At 67.8% G+C, this 21,296-nt stretch carries 20 protein-coding genes; 8 read left to right on the plus strand and 12 right to left on the minus strand.

Going from position 1 to position 21,296, the window contains the following annotated elements; all coding sequences use genetic code 11:
• The first annotated feature begins 91 nt into the window (after nucleotides 1–91).
• On the plus strand, nucleotides 92–1,183 hold the full coding sequence (locus ACFSVL_RS04590) for a PA containing protein (protein ID WP_378300777.1): 1,092 nt from the start codon (nucleotides 92–94) through the stop codon (nucleotides 1,181–1,183).
• Between the two features lie 60 nt (nucleotides 1,184–1,243).
• Here the strand turns inward: ACFSVL_RS04590 and ACFSVL_RS04595 are convergent, their stop codons facing one another.
• From ACFSVL_RS04595 to ACFSVL_RS04620, 6 genes are all read right to left on the minus strand, one after another.
• Complete coding sequence (locus ACFSVL_RS04595) at nucleotides 1,244–2,518, minus strand: thymidine phosphorylase (protein ID WP_378300779.1); 1,275 nt, start codon at nucleotides 2,516–2,518, stop codon at nucleotides 1,244–1,246.
• Complete coding sequence (locus ACFSVL_RS04600) at nucleotides 2,515–2,904, minus strand: cytidine deaminase (RefSeq protein WP_009072565.1); 390 nt, start codon at nucleotides 2,902–2,904, stop codon at nucleotides 2,515–2,517. Before ACFSVL_RS04600 ends, ACFSVL_RS04595 begins: the two co-directional genes overlap by 4 nt.
• Nucleotides 2,904–4,136: an ABC transporter permease gene (locus ACFSVL_RS04605; RefSeq protein WP_378301967.1), complete on the minus strand. Its 1,233-nt coding sequence runs from the start codon at nucleotides 4,134–4,136 to the stop codon at nucleotides 2,904–2,906. Before ACFSVL_RS04605 ends, ACFSVL_RS04600 begins: the two co-directional genes overlap by 1 nt.
• A 47-nt stretch (nucleotides 4,137–4,183) precedes the next feature.
• Nucleotides 4,184–5,281 (minus strand): ABC transporter permease, encoded by a 1,098-nt coding sequence (locus ACFSVL_RS04610; RefSeq protein WP_378300781.1) that lies wholly within the window; start codon nucleotides 5,279–5,281, stop codon nucleotides 4,184–4,186.
• The gene (locus ACFSVL_RS04615; protein WP_378300783.1) at nucleotides 5,278–6,843 is read right to left on the minus strand and encodes an ABC transporter ATP-binding protein; all 1,566 of its coding nucleotides are present in this window, start codon (nucleotides 6,841–6,843) and stop codon (nucleotides 5,278–5,280) included. The genes ACFSVL_RS04610 and ACFSVL_RS04615 overlap by 4 nt, the downstream gene beginning before the upstream one ends.
• Nucleotides 6,844–6,922: 79 nt before the next feature.
• Nucleotides 6,923–8,065: a BMP family lipoprotein gene (locus ACFSVL_RS04620; protein ID WP_378300785.1), complete on the minus strand. Its 1,143-nt coding sequence runs from the start codon at nucleotides 8,063–8,065 to the stop codon at nucleotides 6,923–6,925.
• Nucleotides 8,066–8,607: 542 nt separating this feature from the next.
• Here ACFSVL_RS04620 and sdhC point away from each other — a divergent pair.
• From sdhC to ACFSVL_RS04645, 5 genes are all read left to right on the plus strand, one after another.
• Nucleotides 8,608–9,057: a succinate dehydrogenase, cytochrome b556 subunit gene (gene sdhC / locus ACFSVL_RS04625; protein ID WP_078870582.1), complete on the plus strand. Its 450-nt coding sequence runs from the start codon at nucleotides 8,608–8,610 to the stop codon at nucleotides 9,055–9,057.
• A gap of 4 nt (nucleotides 9,058–9,061) precedes the next feature.
• The gene (locus ACFSVL_RS04630; protein WP_378300788.1) at nucleotides 9,062–9,478 is read left to right on the plus strand and encodes a succinate dehydrogenase hydrophobic membrane anchor subunit; all 417 of its coding nucleotides are present in this window, start codon (nucleotides 9,062–9,064) and stop codon (nucleotides 9,476–9,478) included.
• Between the two features lie 36 nt (nucleotides 9,479–9,514).
• Nucleotides 9,515–11,269: a succinate dehydrogenase flavoprotein subunit gene (sdhA, locus tag ACFSVL_RS04635; protein ID WP_378300790.1), complete on the plus strand. Its 1,755-nt coding sequence runs from the start codon at nucleotides 9,515–9,517 to the stop codon at nucleotides 11,267–11,269.
• Nucleotides 11,269–12,042, plus strand: a complete 774-nt coding sequence (locus ACFSVL_RS04640; protein WP_378300792.1) for a succinate dehydrogenase iron-sulfur subunit — start codon at nucleotides 11,269–11,271, stop codon at nucleotides 12,040–12,042. The genes sdhA and ACFSVL_RS04640 overlap by 1 nt, the downstream gene beginning before the upstream one ends.
• A gap of 155 nt (nucleotides 12,043–12,197) precedes the next feature.
• Nucleotides 12,198–13,184 carry a hypothetical protein gene (locus tag ACFSVL_RS04645; RefSeq protein ID WP_378300794.1) on the plus strand — a complete coding sequence of 329 codons (987 nt, stop codon included), beginning with the start codon at nucleotides 12,198–12,200 and terminating at the stop codon, nucleotides 13,182–13,184.
• 66 nt (nucleotides 13,185–13,250) lie between these two features.
• Here the strand turns inward: ACFSVL_RS04645 and ACFSVL_RS04650 are convergent, their stop codons facing one another.
• Nucleotides 13,251–14,633, minus strand: a complete 1,383-nt coding sequence (locus ACFSVL_RS04650) for a S8 family peptidase (protein ID WP_378300796.1) — start codon at nucleotides 14,631–14,633, stop codon at nucleotides 13,251–13,253.
• A 78-nt stretch (nucleotides 14,634–14,711) separates the two neighbouring features.
• Nucleotides 14,712–14,957, minus strand: coding sequence for an SCO4848 family membrane protein (locus ACFSVL_RS04655; protein WP_378300798.1), 246 nt, complete (start codon nucleotides 14,955–14,957; stop codon nucleotides 14,712–14,714).
• A 42-nt stretch (nucleotides 14,958–14,999) separates the two neighbouring features.
• On the opposite strand from ACFSVL_RS04655, the gene ACFSVL_RS04660 reads away from it, so the two are divergent.
• Nucleotides 15,000–16,226 carry a D-alanyl-D-alanine carboxypeptidase family protein gene (locus ACFSVL_RS04660; protein ID WP_378300800.1) on the plus strand — a complete coding sequence of 409 codons (1,227 nt, stop codon included), beginning with the start codon at nucleotides 15,000–15,002 and terminating at the stop codon, nucleotides 16,224–16,226.
• Nucleotides 16,227–16,283: 57 nt separating this feature from the next.
• Here ACFSVL_RS04660 and ACFSVL_RS04665 read toward each other — a convergent pair whose 3' ends face one another.
• The 4 genes from ACFSVL_RS04665 to ACFSVL_RS04680 all read right to left on the minus strand — a co-directional run bounded on the left by ACFSVL_RS04665 (nucleotide 16,284) and on the right by ACFSVL_RS04680 (nucleotide 20,283).
• Nucleotides 16,284–17,297 (minus strand): YhjD/YihY/BrkB family envelope integrity protein, encoded by a 1,014-nt coding sequence (locus ACFSVL_RS04665; protein ID WP_378300801.1) that lies wholly within the window; start codon nucleotides 17,295–17,297, stop codon nucleotides 16,284–16,286.
• Between the two features lie 67 nt (nucleotides 17,298–17,364).
• On the minus strand, nucleotides 17,365–18,384 hold the full coding sequence (trpS, locus tag ACFSVL_RS04670) for a tryptophan--tRNA ligase (protein ID WP_378300803.1): 1,020 nt from the start codon (nucleotides 18,382–18,384) through the stop codon (nucleotides 17,365–17,367).
• Between the two features lie 289 nt (nucleotides 18,385–18,673).
• Complete coding sequence (locus ACFSVL_RS04675) at nucleotides 18,674–19,138, minus strand: hypothetical protein (RefSeq protein ID WP_378300805.1); 465 nt, start codon at nucleotides 19,136–19,138, stop codon at nucleotides 18,674–18,676.
• 329 nt (nucleotides 19,139–19,467) lie between these two features.
• Nucleotides 19,468–20,283, minus strand: a complete 816-nt coding sequence (locus ACFSVL_RS04680) for an exodeoxyribonuclease III (protein ID WP_378300807.1) — start codon at nucleotides 20,281–20,283, stop codon at nucleotides 19,468–19,470.
• A 64-nt stretch (nucleotides 20,284–20,347) separates the two neighbouring features.
• Between ACFSVL_RS04680 and ACFSVL_RS04685 the strand changes: the two genes are divergently transcribed.
• Entirely contained in the window at nucleotides 20,348–21,079 is a 732-nt protein-coding gene (locus tag ACFSVL_RS04685; protein ID WP_378300809.1) for an MBL fold metallo-hydrolase, read from the plus strand.
• Nucleotides 21,080–21,296 lie beyond the last annotated feature (217 nt).

Consider the following 21,296-nt stretch of genomic DNA (forward strand, 5'->3'; position numbering starts at 1 on the left):
GTTCCCCGGGGGCCATACGCACAGCAATTTTCTTCATCGATAAGCTCGGGTCAGTCCCTTCCATTTTTCCCCGCCGACGAAGGACACCGCAGTGACCACTGACAACCACATTGCCGCTCCGTCGTTCGACCGGATGCGCAACATGCTGGTGCGCGCGGCCGAGGTTCGTGAGAGCGAGCAGCAGCAGATCTTCGACGCGCTCGACGACATCTACGCCCGGCTCGCGCCGGTGGACTCCCTGGGCGCGGTGCGCAAGCGGCTGTCGGAACTGCCGGACCGGACCGAGGTCGGGGTGCTGGCGGAACGCCTCGACGAGGCGATGACGCGGCTGGAGTCGCAGGACAACGCGATCGCGGCGCTCACGCACGCGGTGGAGAGCATCGTCGACAAGCTGGCGAAGCCCTTCGCCCAGCTGGACGGACGCCTCGACGGCGTCGCGGCCCGGTTCGAGGGCGTCGCCGGCCGGATGGACGGGCTCGAGGACAAGCTGCAGAACATCCACCGCCGCCTCGACGAACTCGGCGGGCACCTGGACAAGCAGGACGCGAAGCTCGAATCGCTGCCGCAGACCACCCAGGGCCCGATCCGTGACCGGATCGAGATGGCCGAGACGTCGCTGCGCGAGCGGATCGAGACCACGGACCAGGAACTGCGCTCGCGCGTGGACGAACTGGACCGCGCGACCAAGGAGCGGATCACCACCGCGACCGACGCGCTGAAGAGCGCCGTGTCCGACACCGGCGAGATGATCGACCCTGCCGCGCGGCTCGACGCGGTGGGCACGAAGCTCGAAACGATCACCCAGCGTCTCGACGACCTGTCCGGCCGCATCGACAAGGTCGAGGACGACGTCACCGGCCGCATCGGCGACCTGGACGGCTCGCTGCGCAGCGGCCTGTCGAAGGTCGAGGGCACGCTGTCGAAGCAGCCGGACACCGACTCGGTCGACTCGCTGGTGCGCCGCAGCAACGACGAATCCGTCCGCCGCATCGGCGGCCAGCTGGACGAAGCAATGGCGACGTTCGCGGAACTGATGCTCGGCGGCGGCCCCGCGGTGCAGCAGATCGCCCCGCCGCCGCCCGCGCCCCGTCAGCCGCGCCGCAGCTCCCGCAACGGCCGTTCGCCGAAGGCCGCCGACGCGAAGGCGAAGGCAGGCAGCGACGCGGATGAGTCGACCGACTGAAGCTGAATGAGCGAAGCCCCCGTCCAGGATCTGGACGGGGGCTTCGTCGTTTCAAAACCCTCAGGGCCGAACGGTGTCCAGCACGATCCCCGTCGCAGCAGGAGCCTCCGCCCCCACCGAGAACCCGGCCTCCAACGCAGCGAGGGCCGCCGGGATCGCCTCCGGGGTGTCCGTGTGCAACTCCAGCAACGGCTCCCCCGCCACCACCGCGTCACCAGGCTTCGCGAGGCACAACACCCCAGCCGCGGCCTGCACCGGATCTTCCTTCCGCGCCCGACCAGCCCCGAGCCGCCAAGCCGCGACGCCCACCGCGTAGGCGTCCAGCGAAGTCAGCACCCCCGAAGCAGGTGCCGGGACGACGTGCACCGAAGCAGGACGCGGCAAGGGTGCCGAAGGATCCCCACCCTGCGCCGAGATCATCCGAGCCCACACCTCGTAAGCCTCACCAGACGCCAGCACTGCGGCCGGATCAGCGGAAATACCCGCTAGAGCAAGCATTTCCCGAGCCAGCGCCACCGTCAACGCGACCACGTCAGCGGGGCCGCCGCCGCGAAGGACCTCGACCGCCTCGGCGACCTCCACCGCGTTCCCGACCGCTCGCCCGAGCGGCGTGCTCATGTCGGTGATCAACGCCGTGCAAGCGACCCCGTGCGCCGTGCCGATGTCCACGAGAGTGCGTGCCAGGCGCTGCGCGTCCGGCACGGTCTTCATGAACGCCCCGGAACCAGCCTTGACGTCCAGCACAAGCCCCGAAGCGCCTTCGGCGATCTTCTTGCTCATGATCGAGCTGGCGATCAGCGGCACCGACTCGACCGTCGACGTGACATCCCGCAGCGCGTACAGCTTCTTGTCCGCCGGAGCCAGCCCCTCGGTCGCCGCGCAGACCACCGCACCGACCGAGTTCAGCTGCGCCGCGATCTCGTCCAGGGACAAAGCCGCACGCCAGCCCGGGATCGACTCCAGTTTGTCCAGCGTCCCACCGGTGTGCCCGAGCCCGCGGCCGGACAGCTGCGGCACCGCGGCCCCGCACGCGGCGACCAGCGGAGCCAGCGGCAAGGTGATCTTGTCGCCGACCCCGCCGGTCGAGTGCTTGTCCACGGTCGGGCGCGCGACGTCCAGCGACAGCCGCGAACCCGAGTCGATCATCGCGCCGGTCCAGCGCGCGATCTCGCCGTCGTCCATGCCACGCAGGAAAATCGCCATGGCCAGCGCGGCCATCTGCTCTTCCGCGACCGCCCCGCGGGTGTAAGCGTCGACGACCCAGTCGATCTGCTCGTCGCTCAGCCGTCCGCCATCACGCTTGGCCCGAATGACGTCTACCGCAGTGAAACTCACGGCAAATCCTCCGGCCCGAACGCGTCCGGCAGCACCTCCGACATCGGCAGCACCCCGCGCGGAGTGTCGACCAAGCAAGAAGAACCGCCAAGCTCAAACAGAATCTGCCGACACCGTCCACAAGGCATCAACAGCTCACCCGCACCGCTACGGCAAGCCACCGCAACCAACCGGCCGCCACCGGACAGTCGCAATTGTCCGGCCATTGTGCACTCAGCGCACAAACCCAAGCCGTACGAAGCGTTTTCGACGTTGCACCCGGTCACCTGCCGACCATCGTCCACAATGGCCGCGACACCGACGTGCAATCCCGAATAAGGCGCGTACGCATGCGAGGCAGCTGAAACCGCAGCCGCACGCAAAGCTTCCCAGTCCACTTCGGACATCAGTCGCCCTCACCTCGCCGGTACCGCGCACCGTCTGCCTTAGGCGGTCGAAGTCGTTGCGACGCAACGGCTAGCACAATCAGCGTGACGAAGTGCGCGGTGTACGGGATCAAGTCGCTCGGCAGCGTGTCGTTGGTCCAGTAGATCGCGTACAGAATCCCAGCGCCGACCACCCCGAGCGCGGCCGCGATCCAGCGCTTCCGGATCAGCTGCACGATCACGATGATCGCCAGCAGAATCACCGCGCCGTACAGCAACGCCAGCACCGCGTCGCCGCCGCCGGCGAGCTGCAGACCGTCGGAGTACCCGAACAGCGCGGCACCGCCGAGCAGCCCGCCCGGCCGCCAGTTGCCGAAAATCATCGCGGCCAGACCGATGTACCCACGGCCGTTGGTCTGGTTCTCCAGGTAGTCCGCGCCGCCCTTGAGCAGCACCAGCGACGCACCACCCATCCCGGCGAAACCACCGGAGATCAGCACGCCGACGTACTTGTAGCGATAGACATTCACGCCAAGCGACTCAGCCGCGACCGGGTTCTCGCCGCACGAACGCAGCCGCAGGCCGAACCGGGTGCGCCAGAGAATCCAGTAGCTCACCGGGATCAGCAGGATCGCGATCATGGTCAGCGGCGCGACCCCGGTCACCAGCCCGCGCAGAATGCCCGCGACGTCCGAGAGCCCGACGCGCTGCTGGTCCTCCAGCGACCCCAGCCAGTCCGACACTCCGGCCGCCGAGTAGGTGTCGAACTTCGGCACCGGCGGCGACTGGCGCGGGTTGCCCGACAGCGGCTCGAAAATCAGGTTCGCCAGATACTTCGCGACGCCGAGCCCGAGCAGGTTGATCGCGACGCCGGAGACGATGTGGTTGACGTTGAACGTCACCGTCGCCACCGCGTGCAGCAGCCCGCCCAGCGCGCCGAACGCGATCGCGGCCAGCAGGCCGACCCACGCGCCGCCGTAGTACGCACCCCAGGCCGCGCCCCAGGTGCCGAGGATCATCATGCCTTCGAGACCGATGTTGATCACGCCGACGCGCTCGGCCCACAGCCCGCCCAGCGCACACAACAGAATCGGCAGCGCCAGCCGCAGCGCGGTCGACGCGGTGTTGCTCGACGTCAGCGCCGAGACACCGGTGGCATACGACGCGGTGGACATGACCGCGATCGCGACCACGGCCCAGATCACGCCGCGCAGCCAGCCGGGGATCCGCGGCCGCTTGCGCTTGACCGGCATCGGCGTCCCGGATTCCGGTCCCGGCCGGGAGAACTCCGTCGTGGTGGTCACACCGCACCGCCTTCCGCGACCGAGGCGCCCTTGCGGCCGTTGCCGGCGAGCGCCCTGCCGACCCTTCGCTGTTCCGCGGCGAGGTCGGCCCGGCGCACGATCTCGTACGCCACGACGACCGAGAGCACGATGACGCCCTGCATGATCGTCGCGATTTCCTTGGACACGTTGATCTGCTCCAGCGACACCGCTGAGGTGTCCAGGAACGCCCACAGCAGCGCGCCGAACGCGATGCCGCCGGGGTGGTTACGGCCGAGCAGCGCGACCGCGATGCCGGTGAAGCCGTACATCTGGGTCGCGGTGATGCCGTAGGAGTAGTCGCGGCCGAGCAGTTCCGGCATCGCGACCAGACCGGCGACCGCACCGGACAGCAGCATCGCGATGAGCGTCATCTTCTTCGCGCTCACGCCACCGGCCGCGGCGGCCGTCGCGGACTCGCCGCTCGCCTTCAGCTCGAAGCCGAACCTGGTGCGGTTCAGCATGAACCAGTACGCGGCGCCGATCACGAGCGCGATGAACACGAACCCGAACAGCGTGCCCGACCCGATCGGGATGCCCGGGATCCGGCCGGACGGCGCGATCACCCTGGTCCCGATGTTGTTGCCGGTCTGCACGCCGAACTGGTCGGCGTTGATGAGGAACGCGATGATGCCGGCGACGATCGAGTTCAGCATGATCGTCGAGATGACCTCGCTGACGCCGCGGGTCACCTTCAGCACGGCCGGAATCGTCGCGTACAGCGCCCCGGAAACGATGGCCACCAGCAGGATCACGATGGTGTGGAGGACCGGCGGCAGCTGCAGCGCGCCGCCGATGATCGCGGCGACCACCGCGGCGAACCGATACTGGCCCTCGACGCCGATGTTGAACAGGTTCATCTGGAACCCGATGGCCACGGCGAGGCCGGACAGGTAGTACACCGTCGCGAGGTTCACCGTGTCGACCGCGGTGGAACCCTTGAACAGCTGGCCGATCATCGTCCCGTACGCCTGCAACGGGTCGGCGCCGGAGATGACGAGCGCGATCGCGGACAGGATCACTGCGAACGCGATCGCGAGCAGAGGCGGCAACAGCCGCGTGCGCCACGAACTCATGAGTCTTCACCTTCTTCGGCGCCGGTCATGGCGGAACCGAGTTCCTGCGGGGTCACGGTCGCGGGGTTCGCCTCGCTCACGAGCCGCCCGCGCAGCATCACGCGAATGGTGTCGGACAGCCCGATCAGCTCGTCGAGGTCCGCGGAAATCAGCAGCACGGCGAGACCGTCGGCACGCGCCTGCCGGATCTGTTCCCAGATCAGCGCCTGCGCGCCGACGTCGACGCCGCGCGTCGGGTGCGAAGCGATCAGCAGCACCGGGTTCCCGGACAGCTCGCGCCCGACGATCAGCTTCTGCTGGTTGCCGCCGGACAGCGCGGCCGCCGGAACGTCGATACCGGGCGTGCGGACGTCGTACTCGCGCACGATCCGCTCAGTGTCCTCGCGCGCGCCCGCGATGTTGAGCAACTGCCCGCCGGACACCGGTTCCCGCGTCTGGTACCCGAGAATCCGGTTGACCCACAACGGTTGCGTGAGCAGCAGGCTGTGCCGCGTGCGGTCCTCGGCGATGTACCCGATGCCCGCCTCACGCCGCGCCAGCGTCCCCAGCTTGACCAGGTCGTGCGTCTCGCCGTCCGGCGGAGTCAGCTCGATGTGGCCGCCGCTCGCCTTGCGCATCCCCATGATCGTCTCGACCAGTTCGGTCTGGCCGTTGCCCTCGACGCCCGCGATGCCGAGCACCTCGCCCGCGTGCACAGTGAACGAGATGTGGTCGAGCACGTTGCGCTCGGACCCTTCGGCGGACAGCCGCAGCTCGCGCACCGCCAGTACCTCGCGGTCGGTCACCGTCGACTCGCGCGTCTCCGGGCTCGGCAGCTCCGACCCGACCATCATCTCGGCCAGCTCGCGGCTGGTGATCTTCTTCGGATCCGCGGTGCCGACCGTGGTGCCGCGCCGGATCACGGTGACCGTGTCGGCGATCGCGCGCACCTCGTCGAGCTTGTGCGAGATAAAGAGGAAGGTGTAGCCGTCGGCCTGCATCTCGCGGACGGTGGCGAACAGCGCGTCCACCTCCTGCGGCACGAGCACGGCGGTCGGCTCGTCGAGGATGATGATTTTCGCGCCGCGGTAAAGGACCTTCACGATCTCGACGCGCTGGCGGTCGGCGACGCCGAGTTCCTCCAGCAGCGTGTCCGGTTTCGCGTGCAGCCCGGTCCGCTTCGACAGTTCCCGCAGCCGCGTCCGCGCCGCGCGGCCGATGCCGTGCAGCGCCTCGCCGCCGAGGAACACGTTTTCCGCGACAGTCAGATTGTCGGCGAGCATGAAGTGCTGGTGCACCATGCCGATCCCGGCGCGGATGGCGTCCTGCGGGTTGCGCAGCTTCACCTCGGCGCCGTTGATGGCGATGGCGCCCTCGTCGGGCTGCTGCATCCCGTACAGGATTTTCATCAGGGTCGACTTGCCCGCGCCGTTCTCGCCGCACAGCGCGTGCACTTCGCCCGCCGCGACGGTGAGGTTGACGTCGGAGTTCGCGACCACGCCGGGGAACCGTTTGGTGATCCCGGTCAGCTGGACGGCCGGCACGCCCCGGTCGGGGACGGCTTCGGCCTCGATCTCGGTCATCGGAGGGGACATCCCGTTCTGTCGAAACGCGTGAGGGCCCGGAAGGAAGATCCTTCCGAGCCCTGCCACGTCGTGAGCGTTACTTGGCCGGCTTGTCCGAAACCTTGATGGCGCCGGACACGATCTGGGCCTTGTACCCGTCGAGCACGTCCTTGATGTCGTCGACCTTGCCACCGGAGGTGGAGTAGCCGACGCCGTCGGACTTGAGGTCGAAGCGCTTCGGCACCGTGCTCAGGTCGCCCTTCGCGACGGCCTTCAGGTACTCGAAGACCGCGACGTCGACGCGCTTGATCATCGAGGTGATGATGATGTCTTTGTCGGCCGCGACCGTCTTCTGGTTGTACTGGTCGGAGTCGACGCCGATGGCCAGCGCGTTGCCCTGCTTCGCCGCGTCGAACACGCCCTTACCGGAGGCACCGGCCGCGTGGTAGACGACGTCCGCGCCGCGGGAGATCTCCGCCGCGGCCTTCGCGTTGCCCTTCGGCGGGTCCTGGAAACCGGAGAAGTCGCCGGCAGGCGTCAGGTACTCGTCCTCGACCTTGATCTTGTCCGAAACGGCCTTCGCGCCCTGCAGGAAGCCCGCCTCGAACTTCTGGATCAGCGGGGTGTTCACGCCGCCGACGAAGCCGACGTGGCACTTCTTGCTCTTGTACGCGGCGGCGACGCCGGCCAGGAACGAGCCCTGCTCCTCGGCGAAGACCAGCGGCGTGACGTTCGGCAGGGTGATCGAGTCGTCGTCGACGATCGCGAACTTGGTGTTCGGGTACTTGGCGGCGACCGTCTTCACCGACGGCGCGTAGGCGAACCCGACCGCGATGATCGGGTTCAGGCCCGACTGCGCCATCTGCTCGAGCCGCTGCTGCTTGGCGGCTTCGCTCTCGCTCGCGCTCGCGGTGCTCTCGTTGACCGTCGGGACGCCGAGTTCGGACTTCGCCTGGTCGGTACCCGCGGCGGCGGCGTCGTTGAACGAAGCGTCACCACGGCCGCCGACGTCGAAGGCCAGCCCGACCTTGAGCTTGCTGCCGTCGACCTTGCCCGACGCGGCGCTGCTGCTCGTGGCGGCCGCCGGAGCGGCGGGCGGCTTCGGGGCGGTGATGCAGTTCGAGCCCGAGTTGCCGTCCGAACCGGACGCGTTGTTCTTGCTTCCCCCGGTGTCCTTCGCGCACCCGGCCAGTGCAAGCACCCCAGCCATGGTCGCGGCGGCCAGCGCGGTTCCACGCATGCGACGCAACGTGTGTCTCCCTCCCCGCTGATCCAGCGGACGATCCAGGAACGGCCCGGTCACGGTCGCCGGGCTCAACCGCCAGACCGTACCCAACCGCCGGGTAACCGCCATAGGAACGGCACGCTACGTAACACAAACGTTTACTCGGCGGCTCGATCCGCGACCAAACCGGCGCCGACCGTGATCAACAGCCCGCGCCCCGCGCCCGCACTCACTCTCCGTGGCCCCCGAAAAGTCCGTGAAGGGAACCCTGGGGGAATCAGAGTCCCCCAGGGTTCCCCTCACGGCCAGCTCAGACGTGCTCCAGACCACACGTCCGAGTGGTCTGCCGTGGTCACCGGTGTCTGGTCCATCACAGAGAGGAACCCGGAGGTGAGCCGCGCGTAGGGGTCGGGTCTAGCATCCATGCATCCACGCTCGATGGCCCCTGATCTCGGCACCGTCGCCGGAGTTGTCCCCAGTGGACCGACCCCGGCCGCGGGTGCGGACCTCACCGGTCACCCGGGCACGACAGTCATGACGTTGGAGGCCGTTCACCGATGTCCACCACGGCGAGCACTGCCACCGAAAGCGGGGCAGGAGCTAGCGATCGGGCGGGTGCCTCACGCCGGCAGGGAACCTTCTACCGGGGCGACCCCGGCATGTGGTCCTGGGTGCTGCACCGCATCACCGGCGTGCTGACCTTTTTCTTCCTGTTCGTGCACGTGCTCGACACCGCGCTCGTGCGCGTGTCGCCGAACACCTACGACCAGGTCATCGAGACGTACAAGACGCCGATCGTGAACCTGCTCGAGGTCGGCCTTGTCGGCGCGGTGCTGTTCCACGCCCTCAACGGGCTGCGCGTCCTGCTGGTCGACTTCTGGGCCAAGGGCCCGAAGTACCAGAAGACGATGCTCTGGGTCATCGGCGTCGTGTGGGTGGTCGTGATGGTTCCGGGTGCGTTCTTCATGCTGAAGCGCACCGTCGAGACGCTTTTCGGGGGTGCCTGATCCCATGGCCGACGCTCTGATCCTCGACAAGCCGCGCTCGCCGCGGCGCCCGTCCGCCCGGCGCAGCAACTTCGAGCTTTACAGCTGGCTGTTCATGCGCATTTCCGGGCTCGCGCTGATCATCCTGGTGCTGGGCCACCTGTTCATCATGAACATCCTCGACGGCGGCGTGCACCGCATCAACTGGGGCTTCGTCGCGGGCCGCTGGGCCTCGCCGTTCTGGCAGTTCTGGGACCTGGCGATGCTGTGGCTCGCCGAGATCCACGGCGGCAACGGCCTGCGCACCATCATCGACGACTACGCGCGCAAGGACTCCACCCGGTTCTGGCTGAAGATCGTGCTGTACGTCTCGATGGTGCTCATCCTGGCCGTCGGCACGATGGTGATCTTCACGTTCGACCCCGAGATGCCTGCCTCCTGAAGGCGCACCCACCACTAGCTAGCGGAGTCTTTCCCTATGCAGTTCCACAAGTACGACGTGGTGATCGTCGGCGCGGGCGGCGCCGGCATGCGCGCGGCCATCGAATCCGGTCAGCGCGCCCGCACCGCGGTCCTCACCAAGCTGTACCCGACCCGGTCCCACACCGGCGCGGCGCAGGGCGGCATGTGCGCCGCGCTGGCGAACGTCGAAGAGGACAACTGGGAATGGCACACCTTCGACACCGTCAAGGGCGGTGACTACCTGGTCGACCAGGACGCCGCGGAGATCATGGCCAAGGAGGCCATCGACGCCGTCCTCGACCTGGAGAAGATGGGCCTTCCGTTCAACCGGACGCCCGAGGGCAAGATCGACCAGCGCCGGTTCGGCGGGCACACCCGCGACCACGGCAAGGCCGCGGTGCGCCGCGCCTGCTACGCCGCGGACCGCACCGGGCACATGATTCTCCAGACGCTGTACCAAAACTGCGTCAAGCACGGCACCGAGTTCTTCAACGAGTTCTACGTGCTCGACCTGGTCCTGTCCGAGGGCGAGGACGGCAACCCGATCGCGTCGGGCGTGGTCGCCTACGAGCTGGCCACCGGCGAACTGCACGTGTTCCAAGCGAAGTCGATCGTGTTCGCCACCGGCGGCGCTGGCAAGATCTTCAAGACCACCTCGAACGCGCACACCCTCACCGGCGACGGCCTCGGCATCATCTTCCGCAAGGGCCTTCCGCTGGAGGACATGGAGTTCTTCCAGTTCCACCCGACCGGCCTGGCCGGCCTGGGCATCCTGATCTCCGAGGCGGTGCGCGGCGAGGGCGGCATCCTCCGCAACGCCGACGGCGAGCGGTTCATGGAGCGCTACGCCCCCACCATCAAGGACCTCGCGCCGCGCGACATCGTCGCCCGGTCGATGGTCCAGGAGGTGCTGCAGGGCCGCGGCTGCGGGCCGAACAAGGACTACGTCGTCCTGGACGTGACCCACCTTCCGGTCGAGGTCCTCGAGACCAAGCTGCCGGACATCACCGAGTTCTCCCGCACCTACCTGGGCGTCGACCCGGTCAAGGAGCCGGTGCCGGTGTTCCCGACGTGCCACTACGTCATGGGCGGCATCCCGACGAACATCCACGGCGAGGCGCTGCGCGACAACGAGCACGTCATCCCGGGCCTGTACGCCGCGGGCGAGGTCGCCTGCGTGTCGGTGCACGGCTCGAACCGGCTCGGCACGAACTCGCTGCTGGACATCAACGTCTTCGGCCGCCGCGCGGGCATCGCCGCCGCGGAGTACGCGCTGGCGCACGAGCACGTCGAGCTGCCGGAGAGCCCGACCACCCTGGTCGAGGAACAGCTGGAGCTGCTGCTGTCGGAGCACGGCGACGAGCGCGTCGCCGACATCCGCAAGGAAATGCAGCAGACGATGGACTCGCACGCTTCGGTGTACCGCACCGAGGACACTCTGAAGCAGGCGCTGACCGACATCCAGGCGCTCAAGGAGCGCTACCAGCGGATCACCGTGGCGGACAAGGGCAAGCGGTACAACACCGACCTGCTCGAGGCCGTCGAACTCGGCTTCCTGCTGGAGCTGGCCGAGGTGCTGGTCGTCGGCGCGATCGCGCGCAAGGAGTCCCGCGGCGGCCACGCCCGCGAGGACTACCCGAACCGCGACGACACGAACTTCATGCGGCACACCATGGCCTACAAGCAGGGCGAGGGGCTGTCGTCCGACATCCGGCTCGACTACAAGCCGGTCACCTTCACCCGCTACGAACCGATGGAGCGGAAGTACTGATGACGACGGCCACCCCTGAAGCGCCTTCCTCCAAGGCGTCCGACGAGCACACGCCGATCCAGGTCACGCTGAAGATCCTGCGGTTCAACCCGGAGACCGACCAGGAACCGCACTGGGAGACCTACGACGTCCCGGCGCAGCCGACCGACCGCGTGCTGAACCTGCTGTTCTACGTCAAGGACTACCTTGACGGCACGTTCTCCTTCCGCCGCTCGTGCGCGCACGGCGTGTGCGGTTCGGACGCGATGCAGATCAACGGGATCAACCGGCTGGCCTGCAAGGTGCTGCTGAAGGACCTGCTCGAGAAGAACGGCAAGAAGACCGAGATCACCATCGCCCCGATCAAGGGCCTGACGACGTTGAAGGACCTCTACGTCGACATGGACCCGTTCTTCGAGGCGTACCGGGCGATCAAGCCGTACCTGATCACCTACGGCAACGAGCCGACGCGCGAGCGCATCCAGTCCCAGGCCGACCGCAACCGCTTCGACGACACCACCAAGTGCATCCTGTGCGCCTGCTGCACGTCGTCCTGCCCGGTCTACTGGAACGACGGCTCGTACTTCGGCCCGGCGGCGATCGTGAACGCCCACCGCTTCATCTTCGACTCCCGCGACGAGGGCGCCGAAGAGCGGCTGGACATCCTGAACGACGGCGAAGGCGTGTGGCGCTGCCGCACGACGTTCAACTGCACCGACGCTTGCCCGCGCGGCATCCAGGTGACCAAGGCGATCCAGGAAGTGAAGCGCGCCCTCCTCTTCAAGCGCGTCTGATCTTCTGACTGTCCGTGAGGGGAACCCTGAGGGAATCTGATTCCCTCAGGGTTCCCCTCACGGCTTTAACGCGGCATATCCACAAGCCGGCAGGTTGTCCACAGAACCAGCCTGGTCAGGCCCGAAGTTATGCCCGATGCGGCAGCATTCGTCGGGTGAAGCAACGAGGCCGCTGGGCCGCAAACCCCGAGATAATCGCGCAGCACAGCACGCACCAGGCGATCCGGGCGATGACCCTGGAATCGCTGGGCATGAACAGCAAGGTCATCTATCGAAGATGCCTGCCCGGGGGAACGTGGCAGCGGCTGTTACCCGGGGTCATCCTGCTGCACAACAACGATCCCACGCCCGACCAGCTAGTGCACGCGGCCTTGTTGTACGCGGGAGAATCAGCGATCGTCACCGGAGAAGAAGCGTGCCTGCGGTACGGTTTGCGCCTTCCCTCGGCCGACGGCCCGCGGCAAGTCCATCTGCTGGTTCCGCATCGGAAGAAGCTGAACAGCGCTGAGTTCGTGACCATCGAACGGACGAGGTACCTCCCGGCACCATGGCAGCGCGACGGTGTCCCGCTCGCGCCGATTGTCAGAGCCGCCACAGACTTGGTCAGGCGAACACGCAACTCCGAGAGCGTCAGCCGGATCCTGATCGAAGCAATCCAGCGGGGAAGCTGTTCACCACAAGCCCTCGCAGAAGAGCTGAATCGCGGTTCCCAACGCGGCACCGCGATTCCCCGCCGGCTTCTCGCCGAGTGGTCGGACGTCCGATCCGTCGCCGAGGCCGAAGCTCAGAAATTGGCCGCACTTCTTCCGAATCCGCCAACGCACCAGAACGCTGTGCTTTACGACCGCTCGGGCGGATACGCTGGCAGACCCGACTTCTGGTGGGACGATGTCGGCCTTGCCTGGGAGATCGACTCGGTGGAGTTTCACTTCCGGTCGGCCGACTACGCGCGAACGTTGCGGCGAAACACTCGTTACGCAGCACTGGGTATCGCCGTCGTGCAGACTCTGCCGTCTCGTCTGCGCACGGAGCCGAAAGCCGTTCTAGACGAACTCAGCGACGCATACCGCGCGGCCGAGACCCGCCCCCGTCCGCCAGTATCCCTGCACATCCCGCCTGAAGACCTGCGCACAGCTGGGTAGTCCGTGAGGGGAACCCTGAGGGAATCTGATTCCGTCAGGGTTCCCCTCACGGACGTGGAGCAGGCGTCAGTGAACCGCGTCCAGAGCGTTCACCAAGCCGTGCCCGTAGTACGAGTTGTTCTGCTTCGGCCCTTCGCACGCCGACACGTCGCAAGCCACCGGATCCGCCTCTGCGGTCAGCAAAGCCGTCAAAGCCCGCGGCGGTGCGTTTCGATGCGTAGAAGCCAGCAGAGCCGCAACCCCGGCCACGTGCGGCGAAGCCATCGAAGTGCCGCACATCGTGCCGTACGCGCCGTTGAAGACCGTCGACAGTGTGCAGCCCTCGCCCTGTCCAGACGGCGGCTGCTGCGCGAAGTCCCCTCCCGGCGCGGTGACCGTGACAGCGCCGTAGTTCGAGAACGACGACTTCGTGCCCGCGTAACCCACCGAGGACACCGTCACCACACCGTCGATCGCCTTCGGCAGGATGCCGCACGAAGAGTCAATCTTGTGTGGACGGTTGGGATCGACAGTCTGCGTACGCACGTCGAAGCCCGAGTTGCCCGCCGCAGCGACGTTCAGGGTCCCGCGCTGCGTCGAGTAGGTCACTGCGCGCCGTACAGCCTCGTACGCGGCAGCGTCGCCGGCTTCGTTGCGGCAGTAGAACATCCCGGGGTCGATGTAGTAGCTGTTGTTCGTCACCTGGAAGCCGTGCTGCGCGGCCCAGACAAAGCCACAGACGGCCGCCTCAGGGAAGATGTAGCCGTCGTCGTTCACCACCTTCACCGACGCCAGTCGCACGCTCGGCGCGATGCCGGTGAAGCCGCGCGAAGCGTCCTTACCGGCGATGGTGCCCGCGACGTGCGTACCGTGTTCGGAGTTGGTGGGCGCCCACGCGGAGGCGTCCGGCGCGCCGGTGACACAGCCGGTTGACGCTCGTGTGTCTACCGCGTGCGCGAGCGCGGGGTGTTTGGCGTCAATGCCGGAATCCAGCACCCCGACGGTGACCGACCCGGAACCGGGGTTGATCTTGTTCGCCTCCGGCGCGTGGATCGCGCGCATGTCCCACTGTTGAGTCGACAAATCGTCACCAGTGGCGACGCTCTCCGTCCGCTCCAGCATCCCGACCGCCGAGCGCAGTCCGGCCCGGGCGGCGGCCTTCGCGGCGACGTCCTTGCCGCCCGAATACGCCCGCTTCACCCCGATCCGGTCGGCGAAGTCCGCGTTGCGCGAGCTGGCGATCGCGACCCCGATCTCCGGGTAGTACGCGATCCGCTTGCCGCATTTGGCGTTCAGCTCCGTATCGACCGCGCGCTGCTTTTCGCCCGGTTGATACAGCACGACGTAGCTGTATTGCGGGCTGGTGGTGTCGCACGACGGCGCGGGCGCGGCAGCCGCGGGCACGGTCACCGCGCCGGCGGCGACCCCGGCCACCGCCACCGGAATGAGCAATCGACGTAAACGGGACATTTAGCCTCCATGGTCGGTCGCCCGAAACTAAGGCAGCCCGGACACGCTCCGCCACCGACCAAAGGACGCATCCCCTTATCAGGTGTTCGCGCGGTCCTTCGCGGTCGCCCGGATGCCGCGCCAGCCGAGCACCCCGATGGCGGTGCCGAGCACGAACGAAACCACGGTGAGCACCGCGTGCACGATGAAGTACCCAGTGGGTGAACCGTCGGCCGCCCAGGACTGGTTGCTGGCCCACAGATTCTTGGCGAACGTGATCCAAATGATCCAGGACCAGATGCCGAAAGCGAACAAGGCCATCGCTGTACCTCGTGAAATGCGCATGTCTCGAGTATGCCGCCGGGCCATCGGCGCTAGATTGCGTGGGTGCACCCCGCTTTCACCCGGTCGCTGCGAGCATTCGCCGCGCCACTCGCCGCAGCCCTCGTAGCCGTCGCCGCTCCCGTCGCGTTCGCCTTACCGGCAGCGGCGGAGCAATGCACCGAGCACGCCGTGCCGCCGGCTCCGGTGGACACCTCGGAGAAGCCGAAGCCGGGCCAGCCCGTCCCGCCGCCGCTTCCGGTGCCCGCGCAGCCGGTCGGCGGCGACCGCCTCGGCGGCTGCGGCCCGATCCTCCCGCCCGGCGCGCCCGCCCTGCCGCCGGGCGACACCTCGGCGTCGTGGGTCCTGCAGGATCTCGAAACCGGCGCGGTCGTCGCGGCGAAGGACCCGCACGCGCGGGAGCGGCCGGCGTCGCTGATCAAGACGCTGCTGGCGCTCGTGGTGGTCACCGAGATGAAGCCGGACCAGATCATCGTCCCGACCAAGGAGGACGCCGAGCAGGAGTGCACCTGCGTCGGCATCACCGCGGGCGGGCACTACACGGTGGACCAGCTCCTGCACGGCCTGCTGATGCACTCGGGCAACGACGTGGCGCACGCCTTCGCCACGGCACTGGGCGGGGTCGACGCGGCGGTCGCCAAGATGAACGCGCTCGCCGCCCGCATCGGCGCGACCGACACCCGCGCGGCGACCCCATCCGGCCTCGACGGACCGGGCATGTCGACCTCGGCGTACGACCTGAGCATGGTCTTCCACTACGCGATGAAGCAGCCGGAGTTCGCCAAGGCGGTGGCGACGAAGGCGTACACGATCCCGGCGATCGACGGAAAGCCGCCGATCCCGGTGTACAACGACAACAAGCTGCTCGGCGTGTACCCCGGTTTCCTCGGCGGGAAAACGGGCTTCACCGACGACGCGCGGCACACGTACGTCGGCGGCGCGGAACGCGACGGCCACCGCCTCGCGATCGTGATGATGCGTGCCGAACAACGTCCGACGAAGGTGGTGGACCAGGCGGCGAAACTGCTCGATTACGGCTTCGCGCTGGAGAAATCCGGTGCCCAGCCAGTCGGGCAAATCGCCTATCAGCCGCTGACCGCCGACGCCGCCCCGCTCTCGGACAAGGAAGTCTCCCCCGCGGGCGCGACCACCGCGGCGGCGGAGAAACCGGACCCGTTCGGGACGACCGGCTGGGTGCTGACGGTGGTGGTCCTGGTGCTCATCGTGGCTGGGTTCGCCATCGGCTATCAGCGGAAACGCAACGCCCGCTAAGTAACGCTAGTAAACGGCGAAGGCCTCCTTGCCGCGCTCAAGGAGGCCTTCACTGTTTCAGCTCTTCCGCCTGCCCAGCCAGGCCAGCAGCGCACCGGCGCTGAACGCACCCGCCACGGAGCCGAGCCCAAGCCCGTGCTGCACCGTCACGCGCGGCTGCAGCAACACCGGAGCGGGCGGCTGCACCACGCGCCGCTGGTTCTCCCGCGCGGTCGCCGTCCACGCGGTCACCAGCAGCAGGAACCGCGACACCAGGTTCGCGAACACCAGCAACCCGATCACCGGCCCGAACAACGCGAACGACGGCGACTTCGTGACGCTCCCCAGGTAGATCGTCGCGACCTTCTGCAGGATCACGAACCCGACCGACGCGAAGATCGCGCCCTTGACCGCACTGCGCAACGCGACGTGCTCCCGCGGCAGCCGGGCGATCACCCACAGAAACACCAGCGTGTTGGCGACCAGGCCGAGCACGATCGTCGCGACCTGCAGCAGGAACTTCGCCCACCCCTGGCCTTCCAGCCCGACCAGCTTCAGCAGTAGTTCGCCGACGCCGCTGCCAGCCGCGGTGAGCGCGAACGACACGATCAGCGCCAGCCCGAGCCCGAGCAGCGACAGCAGGTCCTTGATCGTCTTGCCGACGAACGGTTCCGCCTTCTTCTCCTGGCCCCACTGCGCGGTGAGCGCGTCGCGGAGGTTGGCCATCCAGCCGACGCCGGAGTACAGCGCCAGCAGCAGCCCGAAGATCCCGATGCCGCTGCCGGACTTCAGCGCCGCGTCGGTGATCTGCCCGACCAGGCCGCGCAGTCCTTCCGGCACCGAAGTGTCGATCCCGTGCGTGATCTGGGCGATCACCGCCTCGTTGTGCCCGAGCACCATGCCGACGATCGCGAACGCCACCATGAAGATCGGGATCACCGACAGCACGCTGAAGTACGTGATCGCCGCCGCGTAATGGTTGCCGTAGTTCTCGTTGAAGGAGTCGTTGGCGCGGATCAGGTGATCCAGCCACGGGTACTTCCGCCGCAGCCGGGGCAGCAGCTTTTCCTTGTCACCGGTCTCTTTCGCCACCGGAAAACGCTAACCACGGCACCCGGCCCCCGCAACGCGAGCGTGCCCGCGCGGTTACCGGTCGCGATCAACTGGCGGGCAGGAACCCGATCCGCTCGTAGACCGACGCGAGCGTGGCCGACGCGACCTCGCGCGCCCGACGCGCACCCGCGGCGAGGATCCGGTCCAGCTCGGCGACATCGTCCAAATAGGACTGGACGCTCTCCTGCAGCGGCGTGACCCAGTCGACCAGCACCTCGGCGAGATCCTTCTTGAGATCGCCGTAACCCTTGCCCTCGTAAGCGGTTTCGAGGTCGACGACGGTGCGGTCGGTCAGCGCGGAGTAGATCGTGAGCAGGTTGGAGACGCCTGCCTTCTCCTCGCGGTCGAACCGGACCTCGCGCCCGGTGTCGGTGACCGCGGACCGGATCTTCTTCGCCGAGCGCTTCGGGTCCTCGAGCAGTTCGATGAGCCCGTTGCCGGTCGCCGCCGACTTGCTCATCTTCGCCGTCGGTTCCTGCAGGTCGTAGATCTTCGCGGTGTCCTTGACGATGAACGGCTCCGGCATGACGAACGTCTTGCCGAACCGGCTGTTGAACCGCTGCGCGAGGTTGCGGGTCAGTTCGAGATGCTGCCGCTGGTCCTCGCCGACCGGCACCGCGTTCGTCTGGTAAAGCAGGATGTCCGCGGCCATCAGCACCGGGTAGGTGAACAGGCCGACGCTAGCGTGGTCGCTGCCCTGTTTGGCGGCCTTGTCCTTGAACTGCGTCATCCGCCCGGCCTCGCCGAAACCGGTCTGGCATTCGAGCACCCAGCTGAGCTGAGCGTGCTCGGGCACGTGGCTCTGGACGAAGAGCGCACTGCGCGCCGGGTCGACCCCGATCGCGAGCAACTGCGCGGCCGAACGGCGCGTCCGCTCCAGCAGCACCTTCGGATCCTGCTCGACGGTGATCGCGTGCAGGTCGACGACGCAGTAGAAGGTGTCGTGGGTGTCCTGCAGCCGGACCCACTGGCGCAAGGCACCGAGGTAGTTGCCGAGGTGGAAGGAGTCGGCAGTCGGCTGGATCCCGGAAAGCACCCGCAGGCGCCCGTTCTGTTCGTCGGACACGCCGAGATTCTTCCAGGCAGTGAAGAGGGCTTCGCCGCGGGCCTAGCGGTTGTGGCGCACCTGGGCTGGTGGGGCGGTCTGGGCGGCCGCTGTTGGAGGGTCTGCTGCGGGAAGCCGCTGGTGGCTCGGAACCGACTTCACGACTGAGCAGCTCCAAGACCGGGCAGGCTCCGTGCGATCTGAACCGGCTCCATGACCAGCGAACATTCCGTTGCGGCCCGAGCCAGCTCCCACAACCAAACGGCTCCAAGACCCGCACAAGGGCAGCGCGCCCAGAGCCGGGACGCCCCTAAGACCGGCGCAGGTTCAAGGCAGCCGGAGCCGGTTCCAGCGGCCGGGTGGGCTCCTCGTCCAGCGCACCGGCGGCAGCCACCGCCTCGATCGCCTTCGCCCGTGCCTTGCGTCGCTGCCGGACCACGCCCAGCGCCATCCCGATGATGCCGAATCCCACCGCGACCAGCCCGACCGGACCGAGCATCCCGAAGCCGGTGGACGTCGTCTCCGCCCGGACGACACCGTCGTCGGCGAAGGCCGTCGCGCTCGTCCCGGCGGCCGCGACCAGGATCGTCGCCAGCACCGCCAGGACCCGCCCGCCCGCGACCGCCAGGGAACGGCGTCCGAAAGCCGCGGAACGGCTGCTGCCGGCCGCCCGAGCCTGGTCCCGCGCCGCCCCCGATGGGGTGACGGACGGGTAGAGCGCTGGACGGCCAGAAGCCAGCGTGGACCGTGTCACGAACCGGCCTGGGTTGCGCACCGGAGTGCCTCCCGCGAGGTGACTGTTCTGAGCGAGCGTCTCACCCGTAAGGATGAGTTCTCGACGTGCTACTGGTCAGAAAACTACCGAGCGTGTCAAGACCTGTCGGATCTGATCAACTCGGGTGCCGAGGCTAGCGCCCACTCGGGGAGTGACCGTGGGCACCCCTGCCGTCTCAGTGTCCTCGGTGGTCAGCGCCGTGCGCGGTCACTGAGACCACGCACAGTGTCCTCAACCGAGGAAAAACCGGACGAGCTCACCCCTGAGAACGGACCCGAACTACCCTCCGCAGGCTATTCACCAACTAGTCACCAGCAGGACAATCGGCCTCAGCCTGGGAACGGCACGTCGTACTTCGCGGTGACCGGCGCGTGGTCCGACCAGCGCTGGTCGTACGACTCCGCCCGTTCGACCACCACCGACGTCACCTTCTCCGCGAGCCCCGGCGTCGCCAGCTGGCAGTCGATGCGCCAGCCCGAGTCGTTGTCGAACGCCTTGCCCCGGTAGGACCACCACGTGTATGGGCCTGGTCCTTCGGCGTCGAGCCGGCGCTGGACGTCGACGTAGCCCGCCTCGTAGACGCGGCCCATCCACTCGCGTTCCTCCGGCAGGAATCCGGAGTTCTTCTGGTTGCCGCGCCAGTTCTTGAGGTCGACCGTGTCGTAGGCGATGTTCCAGTCGCCGACCACGACGACCTCCCGCCCCTCCGCAGCCGCCTTCGCGCGCAGCTCGACCAGGTACGGCAGGAACGCGGCCATGAAGCGTTCCTTCTCGTCCTGGCGCTCCGTGCCGACGTCGCCGCTCGGCAGGTACAAGCTCGCCACCACCACGCCGGGCAGGTGCATTTCCAGGTACCGCCCGCTGTCCTCGAACTCGGGCTCGCCGAACCCGGTCCGCACCTCGTCCGGCTCGACGCGGCTGTACAGCGAGACCCCGTTGCGCCCCTTCGCGACCGAAGGCGCGTGCGCGGCGAACCACCCCTCCGGCTCGACCACCGACGCGGGCAGTTGCGCGGCCTCGGCCCGCACTTCCTGACACGCGACGACATCGGCCTCGGTGGCGGCCAGCCACTCGACGAAGCCCTTCTTGACGGCGGCCCGAAGGCCATTGACGTTGACAGTGGAGACGATCAGCACCCCGCGCACGCTACCCGCCGGGTCTGACAATTTTCCGGGCAAGGCAGGTCAGGCGCGGTCCAGAATGTTCGGCATGCCCCGTCTGACTATCCTCGGCAGCTGTGGCGCCTGGCCGGAACCCGGCCGCGCCTGTGCCGGATTCCTGCTGTCCCACGAGGATTTCCACCTCGCCCTAGACCTCGGCTACGGAGCCGCCTCGCAACTCTTCCAGCACGTCCCCGCCGACCGGCTCGACGCGATCGTCGTGACCCACGAGCATCCCGACCACATCGCCGACGTCAGCGCACTCGGCCGGGCCCGCTACTACACGACCGACCGCAAGCTCCCGATGCACTGCACTCCCGGCACCGTCCGCCGGCTAGCCGCGATGGGGCCGAACCCGTCCCCCGCCGAGAACTTCGACCTCCACGACCTCGGCCCCGAAGCCGACGTCGGCCCGTTCCGGCTCACCACCGCGCTCCTGCCACACCACGTGCCGAATTACGGGATCCGGCTCACCGCGCCCGGCTACACCCTCGCCTACACCGGCGACACCGGCCCCGCCCCGCAGCTGACGGACCTAGCTCGCGACGCCGACGTCCTGATCTGCGAAGCCACCCTGCAAGGCACACCGCCGGACGGCCCCCGCTACCTGATGACCGCGGCCGAAGCAGGCCAGCTCGCCACCGCGGCGAACGTACGAACGCTGCTGCTCACCCATTTCTGGCCGGGTTCCGACCGAACGGTTTCCGTAGCCGAAGCCCGTGCCGAGTTCGTCGGGGAAGTGGTGGCCGCGGAAGAAGGTCTCATGCTGAATCACGCATAATCGCGCTGCGTAAAACAAACGCGGTCAACCTCTGCGCGCCGAACGCTTTCGCGCCGATACAAACCGGCGGAAAGAGCAAGCCGAGCCGACGCAAGTGCGGTAAAGGCATCCGGCAATCGCGAACGTTCCGAGGAGTACGGACGCATCGGCTCCACCGACCGGCGCATTCCTGGTTGGACAACCGAAGCTGTCCCACCACATGAGACGAACCGCGAAT

Origin of the sequence: Amycolatopsis silviterrae, assembly GCF_042684085.1 — a bacterium.
Taxonomy (GTDB): Bacteria; Actinomycetota; Actinomycetes; order Mycobacteriales; family Pseudonocardiaceae; genus Amycolatopsis; species Amycolatopsis silviterrae.

What these genes read in the sequence shown, in the direction of transcription:
- ACFSVL_RS04600 (WP_009072565.1), bottom strand. Translation starts at nt 2,904, where the DNA reads ATGTCCGAAGTGGACTGGGAAGCTTTGCGTGCGGCTGCGGTTTCAGCT.
- ACFSVL_RS04605 (WP_378301967.1), bottom strand. Translation starts at nt 4,136, where the DNA reads ATGCCGGTCAAGCGCAAGCGGCCGCGGATCCCCGGCTGGCTGCGCGGC.
- ACFSVL_RS04610 (WP_378300781.1), bottom strand. Translation starts at nt 5,281, where the DNA reads ATGAGTTCGTGGCGCACGCGGCTGTTGCCGCCTCTGCTCGCGATCGCG.
- ACFSVL_RS04615 (WP_378300783.1), bottom strand. Translation starts at nt 6,843, where the DNA reads ATGACCGAGATCGAGGCCGAAGCCGTCCCCGACCGGGGCGTGCCGGCC.
- ACFSVL_RS04620 (WP_378300785.1), bottom strand. Translation starts at nt 8,065, where the DNA reads ATGCGTGGAACCGCGCTGGCCGCCGCGACCATGGCTGGGGTGCTTGCA.
- sdhC (WP_078870582.1), top strand. Translation starts at nt 8,608, where the DNA reads ATGTCCACCACGGCGAGCACTGCCACCGAAAGCGGGGCAGGAGCTAGC.
- ACFSVL_RS04630 (WP_378300788.1), top strand. Translation starts at nt 9,062, where the DNA reads ATGGCCGACGCTCTGATCCTCGACAAGCCGCGCTCGCCGCGGCGCCCG.
- sdhA (WP_378300790.1), top strand. Translation starts at nt 9,515, where the DNA reads ATGCAGTTCCACAAGTACGACGTGGTGATCGTCGGCGCGGGCGGCGCC.
- ACFSVL_RS04640 (WP_378300792.1), top strand. Translation starts at nt 11,269, where the DNA reads ATGACGACGGCCACCCCTGAAGCGCCTTCCTCCAAGGCGTCCGACGAG.
- ACFSVL_RS04650 (WP_378300796.1), bottom strand. Translation starts at nt 14,633, where the DNA reads ATGTCCCGTTTACGTCGATTGCTCATTCCGGTGGCGGTGGCCGGGGTC.
- ACFSVL_RS04655 (WP_378300798.1), bottom strand. Translation starts at nt 14,957, where the DNA reads ATGCGCATTTCACGAGGTACAGCGATGGCCTTGTTCGCTTTCGGCATC.
- ACFSVL_RS04685 (WP_378300809.1), top strand. Translation starts at nt 20,348, where the DNA reads ATGCCCCGTCTGACTATCCTCGGCAGCTGTGGCGCCTGGCCGGAACCC.